The sequence below is a fragment of the Helicobacter monodelphidis genome (assembly GCF_003288845.1).
Classification (GTDB): Bacteria; Campylobacterota; Campylobacteria; order Campylobacterales; family Helicobacteraceae; genus NHYN01.
In genome coordinates this window covers 32464-45126 of the sequence record NZ_NHYN01000010.1, presented here as the reverse complement: position 1 = coordinate 45126, position 12663 = coordinate 32464, and the positions used below count along the sequence as shown (strand labels likewise).

9 protein-coding genes are annotated in these 12663 nt (G+C 36.5%); 5 read left to right on the top strand and 4 right to left on the bottom strand.

What is annotated here, in order from left to right:
* The first annotated feature begins 27 nt into the window (after positions 1-27).
* Positions 28-1482 (top strand): IMP dehydrogenase, encoded by a 1455-nt coding sequence (gene guaB / locus CCZ01_RS05635; protein ID WP_112052251.1) that lies wholly within the window; start codon positions 28-30, stop codon positions 1480-1482.
* Positions 1479-3443, top strand: a complete 1965-nt coding sequence (locus CCZ01_RS05630; protein ID WP_112052250.1) for an OPT family oligopeptide transporter — start codon at positions 1479-1481, stop codon at positions 3441-3443. The genes guaB and CCZ01_RS05630 overlap by 4 nt, the downstream gene beginning before the upstream one ends.
* Positions 3444-3501: 58 nt before the next feature.
* Here CCZ01_RS05630 and CCZ01_RS05625 read toward each other — a convergent pair whose 3' ends face one another.
* From CCZ01_RS05625 to CCZ01_RS05610, 4 genes are all read right to left on the bottom strand, one after another.
* Entirely contained in the window at positions 3502-4143 is a 642-nt protein-coding gene (locus CCZ01_RS05625) for a hypothetical protein (RefSeq protein ID WP_112052249.1), read from the bottom strand.
* Between the two features lie 9 nt (positions 4144-4152).
* Positions 4153-4596 carry a Sua5 YciO YrdC YwlC family protein gene (locus CCZ01_RS05620; protein WP_258436809.1) on the bottom strand — a complete coding sequence of 148 codons (444 nt, stop codon included), beginning with the start codon at positions 4594-4596 and terminating at the stop codon, positions 4153-4155.
* A 2-nt stretch (positions 4597-4598) separates the two neighbouring features.
* Positions 4599-7880, bottom strand: coding sequence for a carbamoyl-phosphate synthase large subunit (gene carB, locus CCZ01_RS05615; protein WP_112052248.1), 3282 nt, complete (start codon positions 7878-7880; stop codon positions 4599-4601).
* Positions 7881-7953: 73 nt separating this feature from the next.
* Positions 7954-8874 carry a DMT family transporter gene (locus CCZ01_RS05610; RefSeq protein WP_112052247.1) on the bottom strand — a complete coding sequence of 307 codons (921 nt, stop codon included), beginning with the start codon at positions 8872-8874 and terminating at the stop codon, positions 7954-7956.
* Between the two features lie 568 nt (positions 8875-9442).
* Between CCZ01_RS05610 and CCZ01_RS05605 the strand changes: the two genes are divergently transcribed.
* The 3 genes from CCZ01_RS05605 to CCZ01_RS05595 are packed head-to-tail and all read left to right on the top strand — an operon-like array spanning position 9443 to position 12658.
* The gene (locus CCZ01_RS05605; protein WP_112052246.1) at positions 9443-10594 is read left to right on the top strand and encodes a bifunctional 2-C-methyl-D-erythritol 4-phosphate cytidylyltransferase/2-C-methyl-D-erythritol 2,4-cyclodiphosphate synthase; all 1152 of its coding nucleotides are present in this window, start codon (positions 9443-9445) and stop codon (positions 10592-10594) included.
* Positions 10591-11499, top strand: a complete 909-nt coding sequence (locus CCZ01_RS05600; RefSeq protein WP_112052245.1) for a response regulator — start codon at positions 10591-10593, stop codon at positions 11497-11499. The genes CCZ01_RS05605 and CCZ01_RS05600 overlap by 4 nt, the downstream gene beginning before the upstream one ends.
* A complete protein-coding gene (locus CCZ01_RS05595) occupies positions 11462-12658 on the top strand; it encodes a sulfate adenylyltransferase (RefSeq protein WP_112052244.1) in 1197 nt (398 codons plus the stop codon). Before CCZ01_RS05600 ends, CCZ01_RS05595 begins: the two co-directional genes overlap by 38 nt.
* Positions 12659-12663 lie beyond the last annotated feature (5 nt).

Below are 12663 nucleotides of genomic sequence, written 5' to 3'. Positions count from 1 at the left end.
GATTAAATTTTTAGTAAAGGAATTGGAATGAAAATTAGAAAACGTGCTCTCACTTTTGAAGATGTCTTATTAATCCCTCAATATTCAGAAGTTCTCCCAACAGAGGTTAGCCTACAAAGCCAACTAACATCAAATATTAAACTCAACGCACCTATTGTTTCAGCGGCGATGGATACCGTCACAGAATACAAAGCCGCCATCGCAATGGCAAGGCAAGGTGGAATAGGTATTATTCACAAAAATATGGACATTAGCTCCCAATGCTCACAAATCAAAAAAGTGAAAAAAAGTGAAAGTGGTGTAATTATTGACCCAATCTTTGTGAGACCTGATAACACCTTAGCAGAGGCAAAAAATCTAACAGATAACTATAAAATTTCTGGAGTTCCTGTTGTTGATGAAAAAGGTAATCTTTTAGGTATTCTTACAAATCGTGATATTCGTTTTGAGAATGATCTATCAAAAGCAGTCAGCAAAGTAATGACAAAAGCACCATTAGTAACTGGACAGGTAGGTACAAGCTTAGAAGAAGCAAAAAGTATTATGCACAATCATCGTATTGAGAAATTACCTATTGTGGATGAGAATGGTAAACTCAAGGGGCTTATCACGATTAAAGATATTCAGAAAAAAATTGAATATCCTCATGCAAATAAAGATCAATTTGGTCGATTACGTGTAGGTGCAGCGATTGGTGTTAAACAATATGATAGAGCAAAGGCACTAATTGATGCTGGAGCTGACTTACTTGTATTAGATAGTGCACATGGACATTCTAAAGCCATTATTGAAACAATCAAAGAAATTAAAAAACAGTGCAACATTGATATAATAGCAGGAAATATTGCAACGGCTGAAGCAGCAAAAGCATTGATAGATGCTGGAGCTGATGGGTTAAAAGTAGGTATTGGGCCAGGCAGTATTTGTACGACGCGTATTGTCGCTGGAGTGGGAGTCCCACAAATTTCAGCCATTGATGAAGTAGCTTTGATTGCACAAAAATACAATATACCTGTTATTGCTGATGGAGGTATTCGCTATTCTGGAGATATTGCAAAAGCCCTTGCAGCTGGTGCAAGTAGTGTAATGATTGGTTCTGCACTTGCTGGAACAGAAGAATCTCCTGGCGATATGGTTATTTTTCAAGGAAGACAATATAAGAATTATCGTGGAATGGGCAGTTTAGGGGCAATGAATAAGGGTAGTAGCGACCGCTATTTTCAAGATGGAGTCATCAGTAGCAAACTTGTCCCAGAAGGCATTGAAGGACGCGTTCCTTATCGTGGAAAAATTGCTGATGTTATCCATCAAATGCTAGGTGGCTTACGTGCAGCAATGGGCTATATCGGTGCAAAGGACATTCCAACGCTATGGAAAAATGCAGAATTTGTTGAAATTACCTCAGCAGGACTAAAAGAATCACATGTCCATGATGTGTTTATCACACAAGAATCTCCTAATTATCATATTGAGCGCCCATGAATCAGCTACCTGAATTAACGCTTAGAGGTATGATTCTAGGGGGTATTATCACCCTTATATTTACAGCCTCTAATGTTTATCTTGGCTTAAAAGTTGGGCTTACATTCTCCTCTGCTATCCCTGCAGCAGTTATTTCAATGGCTGTTTTACGATTCTTTAAAAACTCTAATATTTTAGAAAATAACCTTGTGCAAACTCAAGCTTCCGCAGCTGGAACTCTCTCTGCAGTTATTTTTGTCCTTCCTAGCATTTTGATGATGGGCTATTGGCAAAATTTTGAATTCTGGCAAACTTTTATCCTTTGTGCCTGTGGTGGTTGTTTGGGAATCTTATTTACCATTCCTCTAAGACGTGCGATGGTTGTAAATAGCCCCCTACCCTACCCTGAAGGAGTTGCTGCTGCAGAAATTCTTAAAGTAGGTTCAGCAACAACATCAAATACAAAAAATGCAATGCGTGAAATTCTACTTGGAAGTGGAATTGCTTCATTGCTCACGCTTTGCACAAATGGCTTCCGCCTATTTTCAATGGAAGCAAATTTTTGGTTTTCAGCGGGAGGAATGGTTACGCAAATTCCTATGGGTTTTTCTACTGCTTTATTGGCGGCTGGATATTTGATTGGTATTGCAAGCGGAATTGCAATGCTTATTGGCTCTTTTATTGCATGGGGTATTCTTGTACCCTATTATACAAGTTTAGTGCCTGTACATGGCGATATTGGTGCTATAGCAGAAACAATCTGGAGTCAAAAAGTTCGTTTTATTGGGGTAGGAATGATTGGGATTGCCGCAATTTGGACGCTCATTACTTTATTAAAATCTATTTTTGATGGAATTTCCGTTTCCATTCAAAGCATTAAAAACAAAAAAGCGGGAATAGCGGTTAATCGTAAGGACACAGACCTTTCACCTTTTGCGATTAGCCTTTTAACTTGTTTTATTATTTTTGGATTAGGGGTTGTTTTTTATTCTTTTATTTCAAATACCTTAGATGGCTACTTGCTGTGGATATATATTATTGTTGGCGTTTGTGTTTCTGTAGGTATGGGATTCTTTGTTGCAGCTGCTTGTGGCTATATGGCAGGATTAATTGGAAGCTCCTCTAGCCCTATTTCAGGTGTGGGTATTCTTGGCGTTATCATTTCATCACTAATTGTTCTTGCATTGGGTTTATCTTTTCATCTTCTAGATTCAACAGAAGGTGTTTCTTTCGCAACTGCATTAGCTTTATTTATGACAACAGTTATTGTGAGTATTGCTTGTATTGCTAATGATAATTTGCAAGATTTAAAAACAGGCTTTCTTGTTGGTGCAACACCTTATAGACAACAAATTGCACTGGTTTTAGGTTGCATTGCCGGAGCGTTGGTTATTGCCCCTGTCTTAAACTTGCTATATGAGGCATATGGCTTTACTGGTATGATGCCACGTGAAGGCATGGCAGAGTCTCAAGCACTTTCTGCACCACAAGCAACATTAATGACACATATTGCGCAAGGTATTTTTAGCAGTACCCTGGAATGGAACTATATTGTTTGGGGAATTGGGCTTGGAGTTAGCGTGATTCTTGTCGATATTGTGCTTAAAAAGAAAACTTCATTCAGCCTACCGCCTCTAGCAGTAGGTATGGGGATTTATCTTCCACCAACATTGCAGACCCCTCTTGTAATTGGCTCAATTATGGGGTTCTTCATCTTAAAATCCCTTCACAAACATTATTCCGCAGAAGAGATCAAAAAGCGTCAAAACAAAGGTATTTTACTTGCTTCTGGGCTTATTGTTGGCGAATCACTAATGGGCGTTCTTATTGCAGGGATTATCGTCGTATCCATTAGCGCAGGTGGCGGAGATTCTCCTCTTGCGATTATAGAACACTCCCCGTTTGGAGATATAATTGGACTCATCTGCTTTATGGCTGTCATCGCATTCTTTATTCAAAGAATGCTTCGAACAAAACACTGATTCACCCTAATCAAACTATCAGCATGGATTCAAAGAATCCCTTGCTAATAGTATCCTTTTACTCGCCAAAGAGTTTTTGTTGTAAAACCTCTAAAAAGCCCTTTTTTTCCTTAGGTGGCTGTATACCTAACGCCTCTGCTTCTTCCTTTGTTATTTGCGGTTGCTTGGGTTGTGATTTCTTGGGTTGTGATTCAACTTCACGATAACATCTCTGTTGTTCTCCATTTTGTACAATTGCCCATATAAAAGTAGAGGGATAACCCTTTGTTGCATCCTTAAAATGTATACCCTCGCGCCCCTTATACAATACATCAACACGATGAATTTCACCATTTGTTAAAGCAATGGGAGTATCTGGACGATAAAACATTTTTTCACCCACCTTTAAGCCTACAGACGGAATAAAGCCCAATGAAACAACCAAAATACTCATCACATACATTAAACGAAAAAAATTTCCAAAAAAAGGAGGAAAGATCATAAAAATACCTACGACAAAACTAACGCCCAAGAAAATCCAACCATAACCCGCATGAAAAATTGTATCATAAAAAAAGGGGTTAAAAAAAACTGGACGTCCACAATCACGCAGTTCATAATAACGAATATAGCCATTCATCACCGCACCTAATATTCCAGCAACAGGAATCAGCGTAAATAAACACCCAAAAAATAAAATTGTTATCAGTCGCCAAACCATACTTCCTCCTTATCGAATTCTTTGAATTTTTATAGTGTTGATTTTAAAAATACGGGAAGGTAAATTCTGACTAAAATCTACATTCCTTTCATATACGATTACATCTGCTTTTTCTGTAGCAAATTCTATATCAAAACTTTGTCCGCTTTTATTTGCAGAACTACTATACAATCCCGGTAATCTTGAAAAACATCTCAAGAATTCATTATGTCGTTGATTTTTTGAAACCCTCAAGCATTTTTTATTAGGATAAAGATAAGATGTTTTTTCTCCGCGTCTAATCCGATTTTTGAATAAATGCGGAACACGAACATAATATTGCAAATCGCGTAAAGAGTACACTTCCATCAAAATAGGTTTATTTTTTCTTTTCTTTAAAGTCATAATATTCTCCATATTCTGACTTAAAAAGCCAATTGTCGTATCTGTTTGGGTTAAATAAACCATTTGCATTCTTAGTCTTTAAGATAATCTTGAATTGCACGTACAATAGAAACTTCCCCATTCTTATTTTCTTTAATCGCCTTCAATGCTGCCTGTGCTGCCGCAATTGTCGTAAAATAGGGAACAGAACTTTTAAGCACCTGCGTACGAATCTTGCAAGTATCTTCTTGATTAGATTGTATATTACTTGTATTAATCACTAAAGCAATTTCATTATTTGCTATCATATCACACACATTTGGACGCCCTTCAGAAATTTTTAATGCCACCTCCACAGGTATGGAAGTTTGCTCAAAAATCTTTTGCGTCCCTGTTGTCGCACAAAATGAAAATCCTAAAGCATATAATTCTTGAATAATTGGAATTCCACTTGGTTTATCTGAATCCGCAAGAGAAATAAAAACTTTTCCAAAAAGAGGTAAGGGATTCTTAGAAGCAAGTTGGCTTTTTGCAAAACTTAATCCAAAACTTTTAGAAATCCCCATCACCTCACCTGTGCTTTTCATTTCCGGACCTAAAGAAACATCGGCTCCACTTAATTTGCTAAATGGGAATACAGATTCCTTGATGGCGATATGTGTGATTTTCTTCGGCTTAAAAATCTCATCGCTATAGTCAATGCGCTTAAAATTATCATAAAATTGCAAAGCCTCTTTGAGGGGATTTTGCAATTTTTGAGTAGTTACATTCCACATTACACGTGTTGCCACTTTTGCTAGAGGAATACCTGTTGCCTTACTCACAAATGGTACGGTGCGACTTGCACGCGGATTGACTTCAATCAAATAAAGCTGTCCATGATAAATAGCATATTGTGTATTCATAAGCCCAACAACACCCAAATTTTTTGCAATTTTAGCAGTAACATTCTGTACTTCTAAAAGCTGCTTTTCACTTAATGCTTGTGCAGGAAGTGAGCAGGCTGAATCCCCACTATGAATCCCTGCCTCTTCGATATGTTGCATAATTCCACCGATATACACATTCTGCCCATCACAAATACAATCCACATCAAGTTCTATCGCATTTTCTAAGAACTTATCAATCAATACAGGAGAGTCCTCACTTACACTGACCGCCTCACTCATATACTGCAATAATTCATCACTGTTATACACAATACGCATCGCACGTCCGCCAAGCACATAACTTGGACGCATTAAAACTGGAAATCCGATTTTTTGTGCAACGCTTAATGCATCTTCTTTGGTAAAAGCTGTACCATTTTGAGGTTGAAGTAATTGATTTTCCTCAACAAATTTAGCAAATTTTTTACGATCTTCTGCAATGTCAATCACCTTTGCACTCGTACCGATAATATTTGCACCCATTTTAGTTAAGGATTTTGCAAGCTTCAAAGGCGTTTGTCCGCCAAAATGCACAATAATCCCTTCCGGATTCTCCTTCTGAATAACTGATTGTACGCGTTCTAAATCGATAGGCTCAAAATAAAGTGTATCGCTTGTATCATAATCTGTGCTTACCGTTTCAGGATTGCAATTATACATAATACTCTTAACATCCATATCCGCCAATGCAAAACTTGCATGAACGCAACAATAATCAAACTCAATACCCTGCCCTATGCGATTAGGTCCTCCGCCGATAATCATTACCTTCTGGTCTGATTTTTGTTTTTGACTTGGTTTTAAAGGTTGCATCAAAGGTATAACGCCATACAGATAAGCAGTTTTTGTGTCAAATTCAGCTGCACAAGTATCGACTTCACGATATTCAAGCACTACGCCCAATTCCTTTCTTAGCTCATAAATTTCTCTTTCTTGAACATCTAAACCATCATGTTCATTTACCCAATACGCAATCATTTTATCACTAAAACCGCTACTCTTTAAAGAACGCAAAAACGACTCTTGCTTAATATTTTCAAATGAAATTTCCTTTTCTAAGACAACGATTTCATGAATTTCATTTAAAAACCAATAATCTATCTTACAAAATTCATACACCTCATCAACATTAAATCCTATCCTAAATGCATCAGCAATATAAAGCAAACGATTAGCATTCGCACGACGGATTTCCCTCTGAATTTCAAGTTTATCATTAGTTAAGGAATTGAATCCAAAGATACCTGTCTCTAAGCTACATAACGCCTTTTGCAACGACTCTTTGAATGTCCCGCCAATCGCCATAACCTCGCCGATAGACTTCATCGAAGTGGTCAGTGTAGAATCAGCTTGTGGGAATTTCTCAAAAGTAAATCGCGGAATCTTTGTAACAATATAATCAATACTTGGCTCAAAACTCGCCGGTGTGCCTGTAATGTCGTTGGTGATTTCATCGAGGCTATACCCCACTGCAAGCATTGTGGCGACTTTTGCGATAGGATAGCCTGTTGCTTTTGAGGCAAGTGCGGAAGAACGCGAAACGCGTGGATTCATCTCAATCACGGTCATTCGCCCATTTTGCGGATTAATGGCAAATTGCACATTGCTCCCGCCGGTATCTACGCCGATTTCTCGCAGGATTTTAAAACTTGCATCACGCATTCGCTGATATTCTTTATCTGTAAGTGTGAGAGCTGGAGCGATGGTGATAGAATCTCCCGTATGCACGCCCATAGGGTCGAGATTCTCGATACTGCACACAATGATACAATTATCGTTTTTGTCGCGAATAACCTCCATTTCAAACTCTTTCCACCCAAGCAAAGATTCTTCAATAAGAATCTCATTAATAGGACTCACTTCTAAGCCATTTTGTGCTATTGCTTTGAATTCATCGATATTATAAGCCACACCACTGCCACCACCTGCAAGCGTGTAACTTGCACGGATAATAAGCGGGAAGCCTATCTCCTTTGCCGCATTCATTGCTTCATCAAGCGTATAAGCATAGCTTGACTTAGGCAAATCCATACCGATTTTAAGCATTGCTTCTTTGAATGCTTGCCTATCCTCGCCTTTTTTTATCGCTTCTGGCTTCGCCCCTAAAAACTCAATACCCTCTAACATACCTCGTTCATACATACTCATAGCGACATTCAAAGCTGTTTGTCCGCCCATTGTGGGTAAAATTGCATCAATTTTCTCTTTTTTGATAATATCTGCAATCACTTCTTCTGCAATCGGTTCAATATAGGTTCTATCGGCAAATTCTGGGTCTGTCATAATGGTTGCAGGATTAGAGTTAATCAGCACAACGCGATAGCCAAGTTTCTTAAGAGTTTTTGCTGCTTGTGTCCCTGAATAGTCAAATTCGCATGCTTGCCCAATCACAATTGGCCCTGAACCAATCAGCAAAATATTACTGATATCTTCTCGCTTTGGCATTAAAATTCCTTACATTATTCAATCATTTGGTTAGTTATATATTCTAACATTAGGGTGCTTAAAAGCAAATATTTTATGCAACAGGATTGATTTTTTTAATATCGCTCATCAGTGCAGGAGCTGCAATGATCAACCCGCCCACAATAATCAAGCCCATTCCCAGTATAGTTGATAAATTCGGTAAAGCATCACCTAAAGCAATCCCCAGCAAAACACTAAAAATTATTCTGAAATAATCAATAGGAGCAACAACTCCAACAGGTGCATTCATATAAGCTTTATTTAAAAAAAATTGTGCCACCGTACCACTCAACCCCATAGCCAAAATCAAAACCCACTCAAACATATTTGGCATAGTAAATCCCCCTACGCCTGCTATTGGAATCCACAAACCCAAAAATCCTAAGAATGTTGTAGATAAACCAAATGCAAAAACCAAAAATTCATTACTGAAATATTCTCTTAAACTCCTTAATGTAACAAATGCAGCTGCCATACACACTCCACTCAAAATTCCTACGATAATACCGACAAAACTTAATTCATTCACATTAGGGTTACTCATCAGCAATAATCCTACAAAACCAACCAATGTGGCAACAAAACTCATCAAATTCAGCTTTTCGCCTAAAAATAAAACACCCATTAAAACAGCATACAAAGGCATACTTTGTGCAAAAGCAATCGCAATCCCTAAAGGCATTGTTGCGATATTATAAAAGATACACAGCATGGCAAACCCCCCCATACTCAAGCGAATAATCAGCTTTTTGACTCCACCTTTTTTCATTTGTTTTTTAGGTTTATGGGAAGAGAATTGATAAAGATAAATCAACACCATAATAAAAACCATTACCAAAGAACGCAAAAATACATTTTGCATAGATGGAATGTGGTGTTGAGATAAAGCTTTTGCAAACGCATTCATTAAGGCAAAGCAAAATGATGAAGTTAGCATATATAAAATTCCACTTGTTAGACGATAGTGTGCCATATCAAATCCTCATTTTTTTCGGATTATACCCAAAACAAATTTAGTACAAATTTCATTATCTCTTGTATTTAAAAGAATCTATACCTCAGTTTATGAAAACCTATTCTTGAATCCTTAACAACTTTGAAATTAGATAAATTTTTACAGGAATTCCTCTATATCGATAATAACAAATGCAAAATTTAAAAGATGCTAAATTGTCTCCTCTGAAATAATAAATTATCTATCACTTGTTGGTAATATACTCACTTTATCATCAGCAACAAAAATATCAAAAATTTGCTACTGGATAAAATGGCAATAAACTTTGTCCGCCCCACCAAAAACTACAAATCAGAATTCACCTCATCTCTCCTGCAACAGAAAATTACAACATCCCTTTACATCAATTATCTCCAATTATTCCAAAAATTACACACTGCACTATCCAAAAATAACATCATTAACTAAAATATGCTCCATTATAGACAATAAAAAAGATAACAAAAGCTTTTTTTGTGTATAATCTACTCGTGCCAAATTTAGTTGAGTAAAAAATTCTCATTAAGGCTAAGATAAAGGATAGGAGATGGATAGAGTTGCTTTAGTACTATTAGGTGCTGGCGAAGGGAGTCGCTTTAAAAAAGATTTTAATGGAAGAGTCTGCATTAAAAAACAATGGTTACGAATTGGTGATATTCCTTTGTGGCGATATGTTGCTGAACAATTCCAATCATTCCACCCTTTTTCAAAAATCGTCGTTGTATTACATTCTCAGGAGATTGATTACGCACAAAAATGGGGCGAGGGCTTAGAATTTGTTGCAGGGGGAGAAACACGTCAACAATCCTTGCTAAATGCTCTTAACCTTGTAGATACACCATTTGTATTAGTCAATGATGTAGCGAGATTTCAGATTGATTTATCTGTATTGGAACGTATTTTTGTTGCCTCAAAACAAATACAGGCTGATTGTATTGTGCCATTCTTAAAGGTGGTAGACACAATTTATAGCGAAGAATTAGGCTACCTCAATCGCCAGGCTATTAAGTTAATTCAAACTCCTCAACTGAGTCGTAAAGATGCCCTTGTGGATGCACTAAAAAAGGGCGAATTCAATGACGAAAGTAGTGCAATTTATGCAAATGGAGGGAAGATTCACTTTGTTCAAGGGAGTAAAAAACTTGAAAAACTAACAAATAGGGAAAATATCAATTTATTAGAAACACTTTGTGTACCCTGCTCTGATTACTTTATTGGCAATGGCTTTGATGTGCATCGTTTTAAAGAGGGGGATTTTATCTTGCTTTGTGGCATAAAAATTCCTTTTTCTCAATCCTTTGAAGCCCATAGCGATGGCGATGTTGCATTGCATAGCCTCATTGATGCTTTATTGGGGGCTGCTGGGGCTGGAGATATTGGAGAATGGTTTAGTGATTCTGATGAGTGCTTTAAGGGAGCAGATTCAAGCGATTTAACGCGTATTGTTGTTGAGTTTATTAAAAATGTTGGTTTTGATATTGTGAATATTGATATAACAATTATTGCACAAGCTCCAAAAATCACACCTTTTAAGGAGGAAATGAAACATAAATTAGCTTCTTTACTACATATTCCTCAATACAAAATCAACATTAAAGCAACAACAACAGAAAAATTAGGATTTCTTGGACGCAATGAGGGTATTGCTGTCTTAAGCACTGCAACCTTAAAATTCTTAGATTGGAGGGTTTTAAAATGAGGGTTTTAATTGTAGAGAATGAGATTTATTTAGCACAGAGCATTGCCGCAAAGCTCTGTGATTTTGGATTTGAGTGTGATACTGTTTCACTTGTCAACGATGCTTTATGCAAAGATGAATATGATGTGATTTTACTTTCAACAAGCTTAATGGGACAAAACATCTACCCTATTATTGAGCAACATAAAGATAATATTATTATTTTAATGATTCCTTATGTCAGTGATGATACGGTTACAAAACCCTTAAAAGCGGGTGCTAAAGACTATATTTTGAAACCATTTATGTTTGATGAATTGGTGAGAAAAATTGAACATTACCACACCTTTCAACATCTTAAGCAACTTGTTACTTTTTATCGCAACTATGTTGATATGGTACTTAGTGATTTTAGAACACCTAATGACAGCAAGGTCACTTTACCAATTATCATAAGAAGTCAGAATCAGAAAAGTGCAGATGCTTTCATTATCTCTTATGCTAGGCAAGAAAAAATTTCTCTTAGCTTCTTTTCACTAAAGAGCCATCAAGGTTGGCGTGAATATTTAGGCCATTTACGACAGAAAAATACAGACCTAATGTATGTGATTGGGCTTGAAGATTTAAAAAAACCAGAAAGAAAGGAATTTTTTGAAATTATCGAGAATAAACGTATCATTAGTTCTTTTATTGCCTTAGAAGAGATAGAATTCAAGAATGTTTTAGATGTAGAAGGTGTCGATAATATCGACTTTTGTGGGAAAATTTTATGCGTCGACGATTACATTAGGAATATCATCTTACGTTATGAACATAAATACCCAGACACAGAACTTTCACGTCGTTTGGGAATGTCTCGAAAAAGTCTATGGGAGAAGCGAAAAAAATATGGAATTATCAAGAAAAAACAAGACCCTATTTATTGACAGGGAAACAATTTATATTCTCTGTTTATGTAAACTTGGGCTTTTAAACCCTGTGCATAAATTAATGAATCAGCAAGAGGCTACAGAGGTTGATCAATGTGGTATATATCAAGGACGGAGTTTTCCTTTCCCCTTTCTATTAACACCAAGTGGTGAACATAATGAAAAAATACTCAAAAATACACATGAGGGTGAAGTTTTAGATATTGTCTGTGAGGGCAAAAAATATGGGCAAATTTTTGTCAATGAAGTCTTTTTAATTAACAAAGAAAAAAGATTCCAAAAAATTATGGCAGGAGATCTTGTCTCTCAACGTGCGAAATATGCCTACTCACATTTAGGTAATTATGCAGTTTGTGGTGAATATGAGATTGAATTGCAACAAAACCTGGTCAACATTCAACAAAAGATTCAAGATAAAGTAAAAGAACTAGGAGCAAAACGTATTACCGCCCTTACTTTGCAAGCAAATCCACTACATAGAGTGCATGAAAGAATTATACGTTTAAATTTAGAAGACAGTGATTTACTTGTTATATTCTTATTCAGACCTTATGGTTTTACACCATTAATTCCCTATCAATTACGTTTTAAAATGCTCCAACACACCATTAACAATTACTTTTCTCATGATAAACTAATTATTGTTCCCTTAGATGATACTTATCTATCAAGTGGAGCAAATCGTATCATTATGGACGCGCTCATCGCACAAAATTTTGGTTGTAATCGTATGGTAGCAGGCTCTAATTATATGGGATTATCCCTTTATTACGACAATAATGAAATTAATAACATTTTTAATTCCCTAAAGGGCTTTAATATGGACATTAAAATCATCAACGAATATGTCTATTGTACAATCTGTAACACCATTGTATGCGTAAAGTCTTGCCCACATGGGCATCATCACTATGTGCATTATCGTGCAGGAACAATTATGGAACTTTATCGTTTAGGCATTCCACCACCCCCTATTTTAGTGCGTAAAGAAATTTCAGCGATGATATTAAATCAACTTTTTCCTGACAGATTCAAACGACTTGAAAAACTTTATAACGATATCATCCCTAATGCACAAGGTATGCTAAACAACTATAGTGACCAAGAATTTTATTTAAACCTTTTGGATTTATACCAAACAAATTTAGTTACTTAGGAAAA

Coding starts and splice junctions, on each gene's coding strand:
- guaB (WP_112052251.1), top strand. CDS start 28: ATGAAAATTAGAAAACGTGCTCTCACTTTTGAAGATGTCTTATTAATC.
- CCZ01_RS05630 (WP_112052250.1), top strand. CDS start 1,479: ATGAATCAGCTACCTGAATTAACGCTTAGAGGTATGATTCTAGGGGGT.
- CCZ01_RS05625 (WP_112052249.1), bottom strand. CDS start 4,143: ATGGTTTGGCGACTGATAACAATTTTATTTTTTGGGTGTTTATTTACG.
- CCZ01_RS05620 (WP_258436809.1), bottom strand. CDS start 4,596: ATGCAAATGGTTTATTTAACCCAAACAGATACGACAATTGGCTTTTTA.
- carB (WP_112052248.1), bottom strand. CDS start 7,880: ATGCCAAAGCGAGAAGATATCAGTAATATTTTGCTGATTGGTTCAGGG.
- CCZ01_RS05610 (WP_112052247.1), bottom strand. CDS start 8,874: ATGGCACACTATCGTCTAACAAGTGGAATTTTATATATGCTAACTTCA.
- CCZ01_RS05605 (WP_112052246.1), top strand. CDS start 9,443: ATGGATAGAGTTGCTTTAGTACTATTAGGTGCTGGCGAAGGGAGTCGC.
- CCZ01_RS05600 (WP_112052245.1), top strand. CDS start 10,591: ATGAGGGTTTTAATTGTAGAGAATGAGATTTATTTAGCACAGAGCATT.
- CCZ01_RS05595 (WP_112052244.1), top strand. CDS start 11,462: ATGGAATTATCAAGAAAAAACAAGACCCTATTTATTGACAGGGAAACA.